The organism is Roseovarius sp. (assembly GCF_030373445.1).
In the GTDB taxonomy this organism is placed as follows: domain Bacteria; phylum Pseudomonadota; class Alphaproteobacteria; order Rhodobacterales; family Rhodobacteraceae; genus Roseovarius.
In genome coordinates this window covers 39,509-58,178 of record NZ_JAUCYU010000001.1, presented here as the reverse complement: position 1 = coordinate 58,178, position 18,670 = coordinate 39,509, and the positions used below count along the sequence as shown (strand labels likewise).

At 66.3% G+C, this 18,670-nt stretch carries 17 protein-coding genes; 15 read left to right on the top strand and 2 right to left on the bottom strand.

All coding sequences use genetic code 11. The features are described from left to right. Positions 1-14: 14 nt before the first annotated feature. From QUV18_RS00255 to QUV18_RS00185, 15 genes are all read left to right on the top strand, one after another. Positions 15-1,484: a glutamine synthetase family protein gene (locus QUV18_RS00255; protein WP_300891232.1), complete on the top strand. Its 1,470-nt coding sequence runs from the start codon at positions 15-17 to the stop codon at positions 1,482-1,484. Between the two features lie 95 nt (positions 1,485-1,579). Further along, positions 1,580-2,515 (top strand): glutamine amidotransferase, encoded by a 936-nt coding sequence (locus QUV18_RS00250; protein ID WP_300891230.1) that lies wholly within the window; start codon positions 1,580-1,582, stop codon positions 2,513-2,515. Further along, positions 2,503-3,372: a GXGXG motif-containing protein gene (locus tag QUV18_RS00245; RefSeq protein WP_300891228.1), complete on the top strand. Its 870-nt coding sequence runs from the start codon at positions 2,503-2,505 to the stop codon at positions 3,370-3,372. Before QUV18_RS00250 ends, QUV18_RS00245 begins: the two co-directional genes overlap by 13 nt. 74 nt (positions 3,373-3,446) lie before the next feature. Then, positions 3,447-4,811: an FMN-binding glutamate synthase family protein gene (locus QUV18_RS00240; protein WP_300891226.1), complete on the top strand. Its 1,365-nt coding sequence runs from the start codon at positions 3,447-3,449 to the stop codon at positions 4,809-4,811. Between the two features lie 75 nt (positions 4,812-4,886). Continuing rightward, a complete protein-coding gene (locus tag QUV18_RS00235) occupies positions 4,887-5,300 on the top strand; it encodes a hypothetical protein (RefSeq protein WP_057816268.1) in 414 nt (137 codons plus the stop codon). A gap of 6 nt (positions 5,301-5,306) precedes the next feature. Next, entirely contained in the window at positions 5,307-6,155 is an 849-nt protein-coding gene (locus QUV18_RS00230; RefSeq protein ID WP_300891219.1) for a carbon-nitrogen hydrolase family protein, read from the top strand. Continuing rightward, the gene (locus QUV18_RS00225; protein WP_300891217.1) at positions 6,152-6,742 is read left to right on the top strand and encodes a hypothetical protein; all 591 of its coding nucleotides are present in this window, start codon (positions 6,152-6,154) and stop codon (positions 6,740-6,742) included. The genes QUV18_RS00230 and QUV18_RS00225 overlap by 4 nt, the downstream gene beginning before the upstream one ends. A 282-nt stretch (positions 6,743-7,024) precedes the next feature. Then, positions 7,025-7,729 carry a GntR family transcriptional regulator gene (locus tag QUV18_RS00220; RefSeq protein WP_300891215.1) on the top strand — a complete coding sequence of 235 codons (705 nt, stop codon included), beginning with the start codon at positions 7,025-7,027 and terminating at the stop codon, positions 7,727-7,729. Continuing rightward, positions 7,719-8,627, top strand: coding sequence for a 4-hydroxy-tetrahydrodipicolinate synthase (gene dapA / locus QUV18_RS00215; RefSeq protein ID WP_300891213.1), 909 nt, complete (start codon positions 7,719-7,721; stop codon positions 8,625-8,627). The genes QUV18_RS00220 and dapA overlap by 11 nt, the downstream gene beginning before the upstream one ends. Beyond that, a complete protein-coding gene (locus QUV18_RS00210; protein ID WP_300891211.1) occupies positions 8,624-10,117 on the top strand; it encodes an aldehyde dehydrogenase in 1,494 nt (497 codons plus the stop codon). The genes dapA and QUV18_RS00210 overlap by 4 nt, the downstream gene beginning before the upstream one ends. A 68-nt stretch (positions 10,118-10,185) precedes the next feature. Further along, a complete protein-coding gene (locus QUV18_RS00205; protein WP_300891208.1) occupies positions 10,186-11,739 on the top strand; it encodes a trimethylamine methyltransferase family protein in 1,554 nt (517 codons plus the stop codon). A 3-nt stretch (positions 11,740-11,742) separates the two neighbouring features. Continuing rightward, the gene (locus QUV18_RS00200) at positions 11,743-12,927 is read left to right on the top strand and encodes a cytochrome P450 (protein WP_300891206.1); all 1,185 of its coding nucleotides are present in this window, start codon (positions 11,743-11,745) and stop codon (positions 12,925-12,927) included. Next, positions 12,927-13,658, top strand: a complete 732-nt coding sequence (locus tag QUV18_RS00195; protein WP_300891204.1) for an SDR family oxidoreductase — start codon at positions 12,927-12,929, stop codon at positions 13,656-13,658. The genes QUV18_RS00200 and QUV18_RS00195 overlap by 1 nt, the downstream gene beginning before the upstream one ends. Continuing rightward, positions 13,655-14,386 (top strand): SDR family oxidoreductase, encoded by a 732-nt coding sequence (locus tag QUV18_RS00190; protein WP_300891203.1) that lies wholly within the window; start codon positions 13,655-13,657, stop codon positions 14,384-14,386. Before QUV18_RS00195 ends, QUV18_RS00190 begins: the two co-directional genes overlap by 4 nt. Then, positions 14,383-15,714, top strand: a complete 1,332-nt coding sequence (locus QUV18_RS00185) for an FAD-binding oxidoreductase (RefSeq protein ID WP_300891202.1) — start codon at positions 14,383-14,385, stop codon at positions 15,712-15,714. Before QUV18_RS00190 ends, QUV18_RS00185 begins: the two co-directional genes overlap by 4 nt. 7 nt (positions 15,715-15,721) lie before the next feature. Here QUV18_RS00185 and cueR read toward each other — a convergent pair whose 3' ends face one another. After that, positions 15,722-16,108 carry a Cu(I)-responsive transcriptional regulator gene (cueR, locus tag QUV18_RS00180; protein WP_300891201.1) on the bottom strand — a complete coding sequence of 129 codons (387 nt, stop codon included), beginning with the start codon at positions 16,106-16,108 and terminating at the stop codon, positions 15,722-15,724. Positions 16,109-16,119: 11 nt separating this feature from the next. After that, positions 16,120-18,615 carry a heavy metal translocating P-type ATPase gene (locus QUV18_RS00175; protein WP_300891200.1) on the bottom strand — a complete coding sequence of 832 codons (2,496 nt, stop codon included), beginning with the start codon at positions 18,613-18,615 and terminating at the stop codon, positions 16,120-16,122. Positions 18,616-18,670: the final 55 nt, after the last annotated feature.

The window sequence follows — 18,670 nt, the reverse complement described above, 5'->3', positions numbered from 1 at the left end:
AGACAGTGGCTGAAATGGATATTGAAAAATTCGTCGAAGCGCCGGGCCGCGACGAGAAGATCAAGGAAGTCCGGAAGAAGATCGACGAGCTGGGGATCGAGTACCTCTACCTGCAGTTCGTCTCGGTCACCGGCAAGATCATGGGCAAGGGGATTCCGGCCGATCACTGGGAGCAGGTGGCCAAGAAAGGCTTCCAGCTTGTCTACGGCGCGACGATGAACCTGTTCCTGAACCGGGGCGGCGACTATCTCGGCTACGGCCCGGAAGCGGCGGAGCTGGTTGGCATCCCCGAGCCGGAAACCTTCATGCAGCTGCCCTGGGCGCCGGAGATCGGGCGGTTCTACTGCACGCTGTTCCGCAACCGCGAGGAAAAGAAGGATCCGGGCGGTTACCTGACCTCGGATTGCCGCGGCAACCTGCGCCGGCTGCATGACGAGTTCACCAAGAAGCACGGCACCAAGCTGCGGATCGGCACCGAGCCCGAGATGATGTGGCTGAAGTTCGACGAGAACGGCAAGCCGAAGGACGGCTATTCCAAGCCCTATTGCTATCACATCGACCAGTTCGAGAGCCTGCGCCCGGTGTCGCTCCAGGTCATCCGGTACGCCCGCAAGATGGGTCTCGACATGATCCAGGGCGACCACGAGGACGCGCCCGGGCAGCTCGAGCTGAACTGGATGTTCGACGACGTGCTGCGCAATGCCGACCGTCTGACCACCTATCGCCAGATCTGTGCCCAGGTGGCGCGGGAGAACGGGATTTTCGCCTGCTTCATGACCAAGCCGTTCATGGGTGTCTCGGCCAGCGGCTGTCACCACAACATGAGCCTGTGGCATGGCGGCGAGGACGAGTTCGTCAAGTGCGGCAACAATCCCGACGACCTGCCGGGGATGGCCGAGAACTACATGTACGTGAAAGGCGGCGAGAACACCTTCATGCCCGACACGGATGACCCGCAGATGCCGGGCAAGGAAGGGCTGAAGGCGATCGGCGGCGTGGTGCATCACCTGCAGGCGCTGACGGCGATCGGCTGTTCGACGGTGAACTCGTACCGGCGGCTTTGGGATACGGGCTTCTGGGCGCCGGTCTTCTCTGACTGGGGCTTCCAGAACCGGACCACGGGCCTGCGGGTTTCGGCGCCGGGGCGGTTCGAGTACCGCTCGGTCGACTCGATGGTGAACCCCTACCTGATGGGCTCGACCCTGCTGGCGGCGATGGATGACGGGCTGGAGAACAGCCTCGACCCGGGCAAGCCGGAAGAGCGCAACATCTACGAGGCGATGGAGCAGGGCAAGGAAGTGAAGAAGCTTCCGATGAGCCTTGGCGAGGCGCTCGACAAGCTGGCGGCAAGCGAGGTCGTGCAGCGCGGCCTGCCGGGCGAGATGTACCGCCTCTACGACGAGTACAAGCGCGACGAGTTCGCCCGCTTCATGTCGACCGTCACCGAGTGGGACAACGAAATGTACATGGAGTGTCTGCCCTGAGGCATTCCATTCTCAAGGCGGCGGGTGACCCTCTTGCCTGCCGCCTTTCTTGAACAGCAACGCGACACCCAGACAACCAAAGGAGGCGCATCCAGATGTGCGGAATTGCTGGATTGATCCACAAGGGCAAGAGCGCAAACGTCGGGTCGGAAATGACCGCGATGTTGCAGGCCCTGAAACATCGCGGCCCGGACAGCACCGGTTACGCGGTCTATGGCGAGCCCAAGGAAGGCGAGTTCATCATGCGCCTCAAGGTCGCCGAGGCCGAGGACCGGGCGCGCGGCCATAGCGTTCACAAGCTGATCGCGGACCGGATCGCTTCGGTCGACGAGATCCTGGCGGAACACGATGTCACCGTGAAATCGAAGGACGCGGCGACCGAGTACGCCCTGCGCTACGTGCTGAGCGATATCGACGACACCGGCAAGCTGGCCGAGCGGATCGAGGAGACCGACGGCGTCGAGATCCTGTCCTTCGGCAACGGGCTGGAACTGATCAAGGACCTGGGCGATGCCACGGTCGTGTCGAACCAGTACGGCCTGAACGAGTTCAAGGGCACGCACGGGATCGGCCACACGCGGATGGCGACCGAGTCGGATGTCGACATCAAGTCGGCGCACCCCTACTGGGCCTTCCCCTATAACGACGTGAGCGTGGTGCATAACGGCCAGATCACCAACTACTGGATCATGCGCCGCCAGATGGAGCGCAAGGGCCACCGGTTCATGTCGAACTGCGACAGCGAGCTGCTGGCGGTCTACACCGCGCACAACCTGGCCAACGGCGTGTCGCTGGAGGACAGCCTGCGGCAGTCGATCGAGGAGATCGACGGGGTGTTCACCTATCTCGTGGCGACCAAGGACCAGCTTGGCATGGCCAAGGACACGATGGCGGCGAAACCGCTGGTTCTCTACGAATCCGACGACCTGATCGCCATGGCCTCGGAAGAGGTGGCGATCCGGGCGATCCTTCCGCAGGAAATCGATACGACAGACCCTTATGACGAGGAGGTTCGGGTATGGCAGGCGTGACCGACGAAGAACTCAAGCAGATGACCCAGGAGGAGCGGGTGACCGCCCTGGGCATGCGCACCGAACAGCTGACGGGCAAGTCGCTGTATGTCGAGTTCGACCCCGATGCCGAGGAACGGTTCACCTACCCCTGGGCGCCGGATGTCGACTTCAACAAGCGCACCGAGCTTGATACCGACAAGATGACCACCACCGAGGTGAACAGCCGCATCCGCGAGCTGATGCGCGAGGGCTATGGCACGATCGTGCTGCAGAACCCGCGCGGCAAGCACAGCCTTGGCGTGGGGATCCTGAGCAAGCTGAACCTGATCATCGAAGGGTCGACGGGATATTTCGGTGTCGGCCTGATCGACGGGCCCAACGTGCGGATCACCGGCCGGGTCGGCTGGTCCTGCGCCGAGAACATGATGGCGGGCACCGTGGTGATCGAGAAGAACGCAGGGTCCACCTTCGGGGCGGCGATGCGGGGCGGCGACCTTGTCTGCAAGGGCTCGGTGGGTTCGCGCACGGGGATCGACCAGAAGGGCGGCACGATCATCGTCGGTGGCGACACCGGGGCGCTGTCGGGCTTCATGATGCAGCGCGGGCGGATGGTTGTCTGTGGCAATGCCGGCAAGAACCTCGGCGACTCGATGTATGACGGGACGATCTACGTGGGTGGTGAAATCCGCTCGCTGGGGGTCGACGCCGTCACCGCCGAGCTGACCGATCTCGACAAGAAGTGGCTGAAGCGGAAGCTGACCCAGTACGGGCTGATGCCCGAGAAGGGGGTGGATCACTTCACCAAGGTCGTGGCCGGCAAGCAGCTGTGGAACTACGACAACCTCGAACCGACCGAGAAGAAATTGATCCTGTAAAATGGTGGGTTGGCACCCACCCTACGGCAGGGTCGGGGGCGCCAACCGCCGCACACGGATAAGGAGACACGACAATGGCTGACGGCGATCTGCCACAGAAAAAGCCCCTGGGCCGCGACAATTACCGGCTGGGCGACAGCTTCATCTTCCCGCCCAACGTGATGGACGACATCCACATCAAGTCGGAGCTTGGCCGCTACCGGATGCGGGGGTTCTCGCTGTTCAAGAAGATCCCGCACTGGGATGACCTGACCTTCCTTCCCGGCACGCTGACGCGGTTCGTGATCGAGGGCTATCGCGAGAAATGCGAGACCAAGACGGTGATCGGGCCGCGCGCCAAGAAGCCGCTTGAGCTGGATATCCCGGTCTACATCACTGGCATGTCCTTTGGCGCGCTTTCGTATGAGGCCAAGACCGCGCTGGCGCGGGGCGCCACGATGGCGGGCACGGCGACCTGTTCGGGCGAAGGTGGGATGATCCCCGACGAGCGGCGCTTCAGCTCGAAATGGTTCTACCAGTGCATCCAGTCGCGGTACGGGTTCAACCCGAACCACCTGGTGCTGGCCGATGGCTGCGAGTTCTTCATCGGGCAGGGCTGCAAGGTGGGCCTTGGCGGGCACCTGATGGGTCAGAAGGTGACCGACCAGGTGGCCGAGATGCGTTCGCTTCCTGCCGGGATCGACCAACGCTCGCCCGCGCGTCACCCCGACTGGCTGGGCCCGGACGACCTTGCGCTCAAGATCCAGGAGATCCGCGAGGCGACCGACTGGCAGATCCCGATCCAGCTCAAGCTGGGGGCGGCGCGGGTCTATGACGACGTGCGCATGGCGGTGAAGTGCGACCCGGATTCGATCTATATCGACGGGATGGAAGGCGGCACCGGAGCCGGCCCGCACCTTGCCACCGAGGATACCGGCGTACCGGGCATGGCCGCCATCCGCCAGGCGCGGAAGGCGATCGACGACCTTGGCAAGCGGGGCGAGATCAGCCTGGTTTACGCGGGCGGTATCCGGAACGGCGCGGACGTGGCCAAGGCCATCGCGCTGGGCGCGGATGCCATCGCCATCGGCCACTCGGCGATGATGGCGCTGAACTGCAACAAGGATATCCCCGAGGCCAACTACCCGGAAGAGATCGGCGCGGAGCCGGGCTACTGCTACCACTGCCACACGGGCCGCTGCCCGGTCGGCGTGGCGACGCAGGACCCCAAGCTGCGCGAACGGCTTGATCCGGATGCGGCGGCGGAGCGGGTCTACAACTTCCTGCATACGCTGACCATCGAGGCGCAGCTTTTCGCCCGCGCCTGTGGCAAGACCTACATCCACTCGCTGGAGCCGGAGGATATTGCCGCGCTGACGATGGAAGCCTCGGCCATGGCCGGTGTGCCGCTTGCGGGCACCAACCATACCGTGGGCATCGCGGATTATCACCACTTCTAAATGGTGGGTTCGCACCCACCCTACGGGTTGACCGTGGGGTGGGAAGACCCACCTTTCCGACAAGGAGAGAGACACATGGCTGGAACACAGTACCGCGGCTCGGAGATCACCGATGTCGACCAGTTCCTGAAGGACGCCGACGGGCTTGGCTCGGAGCGTGAGAAGGAAATCGGCCAGCATATCGGCTATCGCTACGACGTGAACCTGGTGCCGGATTACGACCGGATCACGCCCTATCTTCAGAAATACATGGAGGTCATGGGCTGGGACGATCTGAACTGGCTGGAAGACGTGCACATGGGCTACGAGGAAGGCGCCCCTGCCGTGTTCGACCGGAACAACAATGGCTGGATCCGGGTGCCCGACACGCTCGACCTGCCCGACAACCAGCAGGACCGTGACATGATCGCACGCGAGCTTCTTTTGAAGTTCCAGATGTCCGACCGGCACCCGCTGGTGGCGCTGCGCAAGGCGTACATGAAGTTCTGAAGCATCATGCCGCGCCCGCTTGATATCGCCTGTCTGCAGACACGGCCCCGGCCCGATTTCCGTTCGGCGCTGGACGAGGCCTTGCCGCTGGCCGACACGGCGGCGCGGGCGGGCGCGGATATCCTTTTCCTGCCGGAATATTGCGGCGGGCTGGCGACCGAGGGGGCGGCGGTGGCGCCGCCCTCCGCGCCGGAGGAGAAACACCCGTTCCTGCAGGAAATGCAGGGGTTCGCGCGGGACCGGAAGGTGTGGGTCAACCTCGGGTCCATCGCCGTGGACGGGCCGGACGGGCGGATCATCAACCGCGGTTTCATGCTGGACGATGCGGGCGAGATCCGCGGGCGGTACGACAAGATCAACATGTTCGACATCCAGTTGTCGGAGACCGAGGTCTATCGCGAGAGCGCAAGGGTGAGCCCCGGGTCGAAGGCGGTGATCCATGACACGCCCTTTGCCCGGATCGGCCACACGATCTGTTACGACCTGCGCTTTCCGGAGCTGTTCCGCACGCTGGCGCAGGCGGGGGCGGAGATATTGATCTGCCCGGCCGCGTTCACGAAGAAGTCCGGCGAGGCGCATTGGCACGTGCTGAACCGGGCGCGGGCGATCGAGACCACGCGGTTCGTCATCTCCGCCTGTGCCATCGGCCCGGTGCCGGGCGGGGGCGAGTGTTATGGCCATTCGCTGGTGATCAGCCCCTGGGGCGAGGTGATCTGTGATGGTGGCACGATCCCCGGCGTGGTGCAGGCGCGGATCGACCTCGACGCCGTGGCCGAGGCGGAGGGGCGCGTGCCCAGCCTGATGAACGACCGGCCCTTTACCCTTTCCCGATCATCGCACAGGAGCGTTGCATGAGTTCGCTGGCCTCTCAATTCGGGCAGAGCTTTTCCGACCACCCGCTGCGCATGGGGTTCCTGCGCTGGCAATGCCGGGTGCGGCAGATGGCGATGCGCGACAAGGACGGGCGGCCGGATGACGCGATCATGCCTGAGGTGTTCCTGCCGGGGGAAAGCGAGCCGCTGGGCGCGGTGATCACGGTTATGAGCAAGACGCCGGGCTACTCGGTGACGCCGGAGCTGGAGCACATGGCAGCCAAGACCAACGACCCGGCGCAGCGGCGCGATCAGGCGATCCGGTTCCTCGCGGCGGGGTATTACCAGCAGGCGGCGGAGTTCTCGGATATCCTGACCGCCACCTTCCCGCCGGACTCGCCCGGCGCGGCACAGATCCACGAGGCCGGGCGCTGTACGCTGGTCTTCGAGGCCTATTCCCAGCGGTTCGAACTTGACTGCAAGGTCTGGCGGCTGGCGCCGCACAACCTTCTGCACAAGGCGACGATGGCGCATAACCGGCTGTTCAACCCCGGCATTCCGGGGGACACGGTCGTGCTGGGCTTCGAGCCGGACTGGGAAAACAGCACTTCCGATCCGAAGATCGCCTGACCTGACAGGCGCGCCTTGCGGCGCGGCCGGTTGGTTTGCGTTCGGGCCACGCAGGCCTTGAGGGGCCAGCCCCGCCGCCATTGGGCTTGAACCAATGGCGCACCAATGCCGGCTCCCCGGGATACTTTCAGCCAGAAGAAGCAGGGGTTTAATCCCCTTGCTTTCACTTTTCTGAAAATACTCTCGCCGAAGGCGTCTGGCCTTGTGGTCGGGCGCGTCGTTTGAATCTTCTCGACACGTGAATACAGAATGTATACATTGCGTATTCAGAAAGGATTCGCCATGGCCCCCGACCGGAAGACCCAGTGCCTCGAAGACCTGCGGATGCGCATCCTGCGGCAGGAGATTGCGCCCGGCGCCGATCTGGACGAGGCGGCGATTTGTGCCGAGTACGGCCTGTCGCGCACGCCGGTGCGGGAGATATTCCAGCGGCTGGCGGGCGAGGGGTACTTGACGCAGGGCCAGAACCGGGGGCCGAAGGTGGCGTCGATGGACCTGCCGGTGATGCGGATGTTCTTCCAGACCGCGCCGATGATCTATGCGAACGTGGCGCGGCTGGCGGCCGAGAACCGGCGTGCGGACGAGATCGCGCCGCTGAAAGCCACGCAGGAGGAATTTCGCGCGGCGAACGAGGCGGGGGATGCGGGGAGCGCCGCGCTGCTCAATCACCGGTTTCACCGGCAGATCGGCGAGATGGCGCATAACCCGTACCTGCTGGCCAGTCTCAACCGGATGCTGATCGACCATACGCGGTTGAGCCAGACCTTCTATCGCCCGGCGTCGGAGGACGAGACGGCGCGGGTGAAGGCCGCCATCGAGCATCACGACGCGATGATCGCCGCCATCGAGGCGCATGACGCCGACGGGATCGTCGATTTGACCATCGAACACTGGAACCTGTCGCGCGACCGGCTGGAGCGGTTTGTCACCCCTGACCCCCTCCCGCTTGACGTGCTTTCCAAAGAGGACCGCGCCAATGCAGTTTGAAGGGATCTGGACGCCCATCGTCACGCCCCTGAACGCCGATTTCTCGATCAACGAGGCCGCGCTGGCCGAGGTGGTGGAGTACCTGATCGCCGGTGGCGTGAACGGGATCATCTCGGCCGGGACCACGGGGGAATATTACGCCCAGACGTTCGAGGAGCGGGCGCGGCTGGCCAAGATCACGAAGGAGATGATCGGCGGGCGGGTGCCGCTGGTGGTGGGCACCGGCGCGCTGCGCACGGAGGACAGCATCGAATTTGCGAAGATGGCGAAGGACGTGGGGGCCGAGGCCATTCTTGTCGCCACGCCGCCCTATTCGGTGCCGACGGGGCGCGAGATCGCGCTGCATGCGCTCGCCATCGACCGGGCGGTCGACATGCCGGTGATGCTTTACAACTACCCGGGCCGGATGGGCGTGAACATGGACGAGGAGACGCTCGACCGTCTTGGCCGGAGCCCCAATTTCTGCGGGATCAAGGAGAGCAGCGGGGATATCAACCGGCTGCATATGATCGCGCGGGAGTATCCGCACCTGGGCCTGCTGTGCGGGATGGATGACCAGGCGCTGGAGTTCTTTGCCTGGGGCGCGAAAGGCTGGGTTTGTGCCGGGTCGAATTTCGCACCTGAGGCGCATGTGGCGCTCTACAGGGCCTGCGTGGTCGAGGGCGATTTCACCAAGGGCCGCAGGATCATGTCGGCGATGATGCCGCTGATGAGCGTGCTGGAACAGGGCGGCAAGTTCATCCAGTGCATCAAGCACGGCGTCACCATGCGCGGCATCGAGTGCGGGCCGCCCCGCAAGCCGCTGCAACCGCTCAACAAGGACGACAAGCGTGCGCTGGAAGAGGTGATCCGCACGCTCGACACCTCCATCGCCGCGATCACGGGAGAGGCCAAATGACCGAGTTACTGACCCGCGAGGAATACGCCGCCATCGCCGCCGACCTCGACCTGCCCGCCGCGCCGTTCATCGACGGGAAGTTCCGCAAGGGGAACGGCCCGGTGATGGAGACGGTGAACCCGGCGACGGGCGAGGTGCTGAAGAAAATCTCGACCGCCAATGCCGAGGACGTGGATTTCGCCGTGAAGAAGGCGCGGGAGGCGTTCGACCGGGGAGAGTGGTCGCGGGCGCACCCGTCGGAGCGGAAGGACGTGCTGATCCGGTTCTGCAAGCTGATCACCCGGCGGCGGCACGAGCTGGCGGTGATGGAGAGCCTCGACAGCGGCAAGCCCATCCGGGATTGCGAGACGATCGATGTGCCGGAGACCATTCACACGATCAAGTGGCATGGCGAGCTGATCGACAAGATCTATGACCAGGCCGCGCCGTCGGGCGATGACGCGATTTCGATGATCGTGCGCGAGCCCCTGGGCGTGGTGGCCGCCGTGCTGCCGTGGAACTTCCCGATGCTGATGATGGCGTGGAAGATCGGCCCGGCGCTGGCCGCCGGGAACTCGGTGATCGTGAAACCGGCCGAGCAGACCAGCCTGACCGCCCTGCGGCTGGCCGAGGTGGCGCATATGGCGGGCATTCCGCGCGGTGTGCTGCAGGTGCTGCCGGGCGACGGGCCGGGCGTGGGCGAGCCGCTGGGGCTGCACATGGGCATCGACATGGTGAGCTTTACCGGCTCGACCGAGACCGGCAAGCGGTTCCTGCGCTATTCGGCCGACAGCAACATGAAGAAGGTCACGCTGGAATGCGGCGGCAAGAACCCGGCGGTGGTGCTGGAAGATGCCGAGAACCTCGATCACGTGGCAGAGCACGTGGTCAACGCGGCCTTCTGGAACATGGGCGAGAACTGTTCGGCGACCTCGCGGCTGATCGTGCACAAGGCGGTGAAGGAGGCCCTGCTGGAGCGGATCGCGGCTCGGATGCGCGACTGGAAGACGGGCGATCCGTTGGATCCGGCGATGCATCTGGGCGCGCTGATCGATGGCGAGCATTGCAAGAAGGTTTCCAGGTACCTGAAGGGCAAGGCCGTCGCGGGCGGTGGCAAGCCCAAGGGGAATTTCGTCGAGCCCACGGTTTACGAGGTGAAGAAGAGCGACGCGAAGGCGCGCGAAGAGATCTTCGGGCCGGTCCTGTCGGTCATCGAGGTGGCCAGCACCGAGGAGGCGATCCAGCTGGCCAACGACACCGAGTATGGCCTCGCGGCGTCGGTCTTCACCGGCAATGTGCGCAAGGCGATCCGTGCCGCGCGGGAGATCCGGGCGGGCACGGTGACGGTGAACTGCTACGGCGAGGGCGATATCTCCACCCCCTTCGGCGGATACAAGCAATCGGGCTTCGGCGGGCGCGACAATTCCATACACGCCCATGACCAGTTCACCGAGATGAAGACCATCTGGATCGAACTGACCGATCCGAAGGACGGCGACAACGTCGGGTAGGGTGGGTGTGAACCCACCACGCGCGCAACGGTGGGTTGGCACCCACCCTACGAGAAGGACGGCGCATCATGGCTGATGTGGCAGAGAAGAGAGCGGCCCGGCGGGGCCGCGGGGCGCGGACATCGGCGCGGCAGAAGCGGGATTTCACGATGCTGCCCGCGCTGAAGCGGGGCATTCCGCTGACCGAGCCAATGGATGGGGAGCAGGTCGAGCGGATCGACAATGCCTCGATGCATATCCTTGAAAACGTGGGCGTGGTGTTCCGCGACGAGATCGCGCTGGCCGACTGGAAAGCCGCCGGGGCGAAGGTGGTGGGGGAGACGGTTTACCTCGACCGGGGACTGGTACGGGAGTTGATCAAGACGATCCCGGAGACCTTTACCTATCACGCGCGGAACCCGGTGAATAACCTGCCGTTCGGGCGCGATCATGCCATGTTCGTGCCGATGACCGGTGCGCCCTACCTGCGCGACCTCGACGATGTGCGGCGGAACCCGACGCTGGAGGACCTCGCGAACTTCCACAAGCTGTCGCATATGCTGCCGGCGCTGCACAGCTCGGCGCATCATATCGTGGAACCTTACGATCACCCGATCAGCCAGCGGCACCTGCGGATCACCTATTCGTCGATGAAGCATTCCGACAAGACGTTCATGGGCATGACCACCAGCCCGAAAAACGCCGAGGACGTGATGGAGATGTGCGCGATCCTCTTTGGCGAAGCGTTCATGGAGAATCACCCGGTCGTCACCGGCAATTGCAACGGCAACTCGCCCCTGGTGTGGGACGAAACGATGCTGGGGGCGATGCGGGCGTTCTGCCGGAAGAACCAGCCGGTTCTGTGCTCTCCCTTCGTGCTGGGCGGGGCGAATACGCCGGCGTCGGTGGCGCCGTCGGTGGCGCAGCTCAATGCAGAGGCGCTGTCGGCGCTGGCCTATACGCAGGTCGTTCGCAAGGGCTGCCCTGCGATCTACGGGCATTACCTGTCGACCGTGAGCATGAAATCCGGGGCGCCGATGGCGGGGACGCCGGAGATCAGCCTGATGAACATGATGATCGGCCAGATGGCGCGGTTCTACGGGGTGCCGTGGCGGTCTTCGACCAACCTTGGCGGGGCCAAGGTGCTGGACGCGCAGGCGGGGTATGAGAGTGCGACCACGCTGATGGCGCTGCAGATGGCGGGCACGAATTACATGTGGCACGCGGCGGGCTGGAACGAAGCTGGGATGCATTGTTCGATGGCAAAGTTCGTGGTCGATGCCGAGCAATGCGCCATGGCCTACCGGATGGCCGAGGGCGTCCGCTGGGACGATTTCGACGAGGCGGTCGCCGCTGTCGCCGATATCGGGCCGGGGGGGCATTACCTTGGCCACGCGCATACGCTCGCCAACTTTCAGCGTGCGTTCTTCATGCCGGATCTGTTCGATAACAATGCATATGAACAGTGGGTTGCCGAAGGCGGCATCGATACGAACATCCGCGCGGTCAACCACGCGCGGGACTTGCTGAAGGCCTATGAAGAGCCGACACTCGACGCGGGCGTCAACGAGGCGCTGCTCGATTACATCGCGCGTCGCGAGAGGGAGATTCCGGCCGCCGACGCGCTCAACCAGGAGTATTGATCCATGTGTGCGCTGCCCTATCTCGACCTGACCGATCCGGGGTTTTCCACCCGTGGACCGGAAGTGATGGCGGCGCGGGAGGCGCATTGGTGCGCCGAGACGCCTTATGGGCTGGCAGTGCTGCGTTACATGGAGGTGGGGCGCATCCTGCGCGACCGGCGGTTCCGGCAGGGCAGCCACGCCTGGCCCGACACGGTGGGAATCGAGGGGCGGTTCGCCGATTTCTGGCGCGACTCGGTGATTGGCCGGGAGGGGGATGACCATCGCAAGCTGCGGGCGCTGGCGGTGCCGGCGTTGTCGGACGAGTACGTGCTGGGCCTGAAGCCCGCCTTCGACGAGATCGCGCGGGACCTGTGCGACGGGCTGCGGCAGACGCGGAGCTGCGAGTTCCAGAGCGCCTTCTGCGAGCCGTTTGCCGGGCAGGCGATCACCACGATTCTGGGCCTGTCGCGGGAGCGGTGGCCCGAGGTGGCGCATGACGCGAGCGATCTGGGGTTGGCGATGGGGATCGAGGCGCCGCAGCACGAAGAGCGGTTCAATGCCGCCTGTACGCGCCTCTTCAACCTTGCCGACGAGCTGGTGTCGCGGGTGCGGCGGGGGGAGGATTCCGAGAGCTACGTGGCGCGGATGGTGGCCGAGTTCGACGCCAATGGCGATTGCAGCCATGAGGAGCTGCTGAACACCATCGTGATTTCCATTTTCGGCGGGGTCGATACGACCCGGGCGTTGCTGGGGCTGGGCCTGTCGCTGTTCATCGAGCACCCAGAGCAATGGCAGTTGCTGCGGAAAGACCCCTCGCTCATCCCTGCCGCGGTGGACGAATTCATCCGTGCGCGGCCGACGACGACATGGGCCACGCGCGAGGCGGTGGAGGATGTGGAGATGAACGGGCAGGTGATCCCGAAGGGCACGATCCTGCATCTTTTCGTGCATGCCTCGGCCCGCGACCCGGAGTATTGCGAGGATCCGGCGTTCGACATCACCGCCAAGCGGCGGAAGCATTTCGGGTTCGGCGGCGGGGCGCATCATTGCATCGGGCATTTCGTGGCCCGCACCGATACCGGCTGTGCACTGGATGCGCTGCGGCAGACCTTTGCCACGGTGGAGTATGACGGGGCGCCGGAATGGCTTCCCGACAGCGGCAACACGGGCGCCCGGCGGCTGCACATCAGGTACGAGGTCGACTGATGCGGTTCGAGGGGCAGCGGGCGCTGGTGACGGGGGCCGCCGGCGGCATCGGCGCGGCGGTGGTCGCGATGCTGCGGGCCGAGGGGGCGCGCGTGGCGGTGACCGACCGGCAGACCGCGCACCTGGAGGCCGAGGCGCATTTCGATGGGGACCTGTGCGACGGCGCGTTCTGCGATGCCTTGCCGGGGCGGGTGGCGGAGACGCTGGGGGGTATCGACCTGATTTGCAACAATGCCGGCGTGATCACGCGGGGGCCGATCACGCAGGTGACGGATGCCGATTACGCGCTGACCATGGCGGTGAACGTGGCCGCGCCCTTTCGCCTGTGTCGGGCGGCGATCCCGATCATGGCGGGGCAGGGGGGCGGTGCCATCGTCAATACCGCGTCCTGCTGGGGCTTGCGGCCGGGGCCGAACCATCCGCTTTACGTCATGTCGAAGGCGGCGCTGGCCTCGCTGACGCAATGCCTTGGCCGGGATCACGCGCATGAGGGAATCCGGGTCAACGCCGTCTGTCCGAACGAGGTGAACACGGCGATGCTGCGCAGCGGGTTCGCGGCGCGGGGGTTCGACCCCGACAAGGCGGTTGCCGAGTTGAACGCGACCGTGCCGATCGGCCGGATTGCCGAGCCGGAGGAGATTGCCGACGTGATCCTGTTCCTGGCCTCGGATGCGGCGCGGTACATGACCGGGGCGCTCTTGGAAGTGCATGGAGGCAAGCCCGTCATATGACACGGTTCGCGGGCAAGGTGGCGCTGGTGACCGGCGCGTCCTCGGGCATGGGGTCGGCGACGGCGGACCTTTTGGCCGAGGGTGGCGCGCGGGTGTTTACCGCGCAGCGCGGGGGCACGGCGCATGAGAGTATCGCGGCGGATTTCTCGGACCGGGCGACGCCGGCGCGGGTGGTGGAGCATGTGCGGCAGGCGGCGGGGCGGCTCGACATCCTTGTGAACAACGCGGGCATGATGCGCGAGGGCACGGTGGAGGAGACCAGCGAGGAAGATTGGGACGCGCAGCTTCACCTGAACCTGACCATTCCCTTCCTGATGATCCGCGCCGCGATGCCGCTTCTGAAGGAAGCTGGGGGCGCCATCATCAATACCGGGTCGATCGAGGGGTTGGGCAACAACCCCCGCCACCCGGCCTATGGCGCGTCGAAGGCCGGGCTGCACGGGCTGACCCGGGCGGTGGCGGTGGACGAGGGCCAGTACGGCGTGCGCTGCAATGCCGTGGCGCCGGGCTGGATCGACACGGCCCTCAACGAGGCGTTCATCGAGAGCCTTGGCGACCCGGCGGCGTTCCGCAAGGGGATCGGGCGTATCCACCCGTTGCGCCGCACCGGGGCGCCGGAGGAAGTTGCGCGGCTGATCTGCTGGCTGGCATCGGACGAGGCGAGTTTCGTGACGGGGCAGGTCTATACGATTGATGGCGGCCGCACCGCGCAGTTGAGCCTGCCATGAAGGTGACGCGACTGCCTGTCGATCCCGGCCTGTCCGGCTGGAACGAGATCCTGCCCGCGCCGGAGGCGGCTGAGGTGCTGGAGGAACGGACGACGGCGGATTTCCTTGTCATCGGCGGGGGATATGCCGGGCTGGCGGCGACGCGGCGGCTTTCGCAGTTGCACCCCGACGCGCGGATCGTACTGCTGGAGGCGAAGCGCATCGGCGAGGGGCCGGCGGGGCGCAATTCAGGCTTCATGATCGACCTGCCGCATGACCTCGCCTCGGATGATTACGGCGGGGCGGTGGAGGCCGACACCGCGCAGACCCGCGCCAACCGGGCGGGGATCGAGTTTGCCGCGGCGATGGCCGAGGCGTTCGGGCTGGGCGAGGAGGCGTTCGCGCGGTCGGGCAAGATCAACGCGGCGGCGAGCGACAAGGGGCACCGGCACAATCTCGATTACGCGAAGCACCTGACGGCGATGGGCGAGTCGCACGAGATGCTGGATGCCGCGCAGATGCGGGAGCTGACCGGCAGCGAGTATTACCGGAGCGGGCTGTTCACGCCCGGCGCGGCGATGATCCAGCCGGCGCTCTTCGTGCGGGGCGTGGCACGGGGGTTGCGGTCGAACCGGGTGCGGATCTTCGAGAACTCGCCGGTGACCGAGCTGAAGCGCAACGGGGCGTGGAGTGCCGTGACACCCAAGGGGCGGGTGGTGGCGCCGAAGGTGATCTTGGCGGTAAACGGGCACGCCAACAGTTTCGGGTATTTCAAACGCCAGTTGCTGCATGTCTTCACCTATGCCTCGATGACCCGGGCCTTGACCGGTGAGGAGGTGCGGAAGCTTGGCGGCAGCCCGCGCTGGGGGGTGACGCCGGCCGATCCTATGGGCACCACGGTACGGCGGATATCGGGCACCGGGGGCGACCGGCTGATCATCCGCAACCGGTTCACCTGTGACCCCTCGATGGAGGTGAGCGCCGCGCGGATCGCGCGGGTGGGGCGGGATCACGACAGGGCCTTCGCGGCGCGGTTCCCGATGCTGAAGGGCGTCGGGATGGACTATCGCTGGGGCGGGCGGCTGTGCCTGAGCTGGAACGGCGTGCCGGCGACGGGTGAGGTCGAGACCGGGCTTTACTCCGCCTGCTGCCAGAACGGGCTGGGCACGGCGAAGGGCACGATGCTGGGGATGGTGACGGCCGATCTGGCGGCGGGTCACCGAACGGAGCTGCTGGCCGAGGTGCTGGCGCTCGATCCGCCGAAGCGGCTGCCGCCGGGGCCGGTGACGTATCTCGGGGCCAACGCGGTGATGCGCTGGGGCGAGATGAAGGCCGGGCGGGAGATGTAATGGCCGGTCAGTGCCGGGCGAGGTCTTTCAGGATCGGACAGTCGGGGCGGTTGTCGCCCGCGCAGCAATGGACCAGCTCGTTGAGCGTGTCGCGCATGGCCTGAAGCTGGGCGATCTTGTCTTCGATCTGGTGCAGGTGTTCCGTCGCCACGGCCTTGACGTCGGCGCTGGCGCGGTCGTCATCCTCGTAAAGCGCCAGAAGGGTGCGGCAATCCTCGATGGAGAACCCCAGCGCGCGGGCGCGGCCGAGGAAGGCCAGCTTGTGCGCGTCGGTGTCGCGGAAGACGCGGTAGCCGTTGGTGTCGCGCGCCGGGCGGACAAGGCCGATATCCTCGTAATAGCGGATGGTCTTGGCCGGGAGGCCGGTGCGTTCCGATACGTCGCCGATATTCATCGCACTCTCCGTCATTCTGCCGCGGCCGGGTGGAGGGCCGGGGCGGGCTTGGTCGCTGGTTTCGTCACGCCGCGGCCCACCCGGCGCAGGCGCAGGGCGTTGGTGACCACGAAGACCGAGCTGAGCGCCATGGCGCCTGCCGCCAGCATCGGCGACAGCAGCGTGCCGGTCAGCGGGTAGAGCACGCCCGCCGCCACGGGAATAAGCGCGGCGTTGTAGGCGAAGGCCCAGAACAGGTTCTGCCGGATGTTGCGCATGGTGCGGTCCGACAGGTGGCGGGCGGTGGCGACGCCGGTCAGGTCGCCCGACATCAGCACCACGTCGGCGGATTCGATGGCGACGTCGGTGCCGGTGCCCACGGCGATGCCGATATCGGCCTCGGCGAGGGCGGGGGCGTCGTTGATCCCGTCGCCGACGAAGGCTACGGCGCCGTGGGTGTCGCGCAGCGCCTGCACCGTGCGGCGCTTGTCGGTGGGCAGGACGCCGGCCTCGACATGGTCGATGCCCAGGTCGGCGGCGATGGCGTTGGCGGTGGCTGGGGTGTCGCCGGTGATCATGGCGATCCTCAGGCCTTCCCGCCGCAGCGCGTCGAGCGCGGCGCGGGTGGTGGGCTTGACCCGGTCGGCGACGGCGATGAGGCCGGCGAGGCGGCCATCGACGGCGATGAAGACGGGGCTTTGGCCGTTGTCCGATATGTCCTCGGCGGTTTCGTTCAGCGTGTCGAACGCGACGCCTTCGCGCTCCATCAGCCGGGCGGTGCCGATCAGCAGGTCATGCCCGTCGACCTGTGCCGAGAGCCCATGCCCGCCGATGGCGCGCATCTGCTCGGCCTGTGGCAGGGTCAGGCCGCGCTCGCTGGCGGCCTCGACGATGGCGCGGGCGATGGGGTGTTCGGATTGCGCCTCTGCCGCCGCGACGAGGCGGAGCACGGTCTCCTCGTCCTGCCCCGCGACCGTTTCCAGCCGGGTCAGGCGGGGCCGCCCCTCGGTCAGCGTGCCGGTCTTGTCGAACGCCACGACGCGCGCCTCGTCGAGCCGCTGCAGGGCGTCGCCCTTGCGGAACAGAACGCCCAGTTCGGCCGCGCGGCCGGTGCCGACCATGATCGAGGTGGGCGTCGCGAGGCCCATGGCGCAGGGGCAGGCGATGATCAGCACCGAGACGCCCGCGACCAGCGCGAGGCCGAGCGCGGGGCTGGGGCCGACGGCCAGCCACACCAGCACCGTCAGCACGGCGATGGCGATGACCACCGGCACGAAGACCGCGACCACGCGGTCGGCGAGCGACTGGATCGGCAGACGGGTGCCTTGCGCCCGCTGAACCTCGGCCACGATCTGCGAGAGCATGGTGTCACGGCCCACATGGGTGGCGCGGAAGGTGAGGGCGCTGTCGCCGTTGACGGTGCCGCCGATCACGCGGTCGCCGGGGGACTTGGCGACCGGGACGGGCTCGCCCGAGATCATGCTTTCGTCGACGTAAGCCTCGCCGCTGGTTACTTCGCCATCCACCGCGACCTTCTCGCCGGGACGAACGAGGAGGATGTCGCCGGGCTGGACGGTTTCGAGGGGGATGTCCTCGTAGCTGCCGTTCCGTTCGACCCGGGCGGTCTTGGGCTGAAGGCCCACGAGCTTGCGGATTGCGGCGCCTGCCTGTCCGCGGGCGCGGGCCTCGAGCCAGCGGCCAAGGAGGATCAGGGTCACGATCACCGCCGCGGCCTCGAAATAGACGGCGCGGGTGCCTTCGGGGAGGAGCGACGGGACGAAGAGCGCGACGGTCGAGAAGGCCCAGGCGGCGGAGGCGCCAAGGGCCACCAGCGAATTCATCTCGGGCGCGCCGCGCAGGAGGGCGGGCACGCCTTTCACGAAGAATTCGCGGCCGGGCCACAGAAGCACGATAGTTGCCAGCATGAATTGCAGGAGCCACGATGCCTGTTGCCCGATGGCCTGGTGCACGAAATGGTGGAAGGCCGGGACGAGGTGGCCGCCCATCTCGACGATGAAGACCGGCAGGGTGAGGGCGCCGGCGATGAGCGTGCGGCGGAGGGCCGGGGTGGCCTCGTCCTCCTGCCGGTCATCGCGCGGAGCGCCGTCTTCGGCGGGGACGGTGGGGTAGCCCGCATCGGTGGCGGCGCGGGCCAGTTCCTGTGCCGTGGCCGCGCCGGTGAGGATCTGCACGGTCGCGGTGCCGGCGGCGAAGTTCACCGCGGCGTCGACCACGCCGGGCCGGGCCGTCAGGGCTTTCTCGACGCGGGACGCGCAGGAGGCGCAGGTCATGTCCGACACCTCGAGCGTGACCATATCGGTGCGGGCCGGGTATCCGGCCTGGTCGAGCGCCTCGACGATGGCGGGCTCGGTGCCGGGGGCGGCGCTGACCTCGGCGGTGCGGGTGGCGAAGTTTACCTGGGCCTGCGAGACGCCGGGTACGGAGGAAATCGCCCGTTCTGCCCGCCCGGCACAGCCGGCACAGGACATCTCGTCGATCTCGATTCGGAAGGGGCGGGTCTGGGTCATATGCCCCAGATAAGGATTCCAGTCACTGGAGGGTCAAGGGGCGATGGCCAAGAAA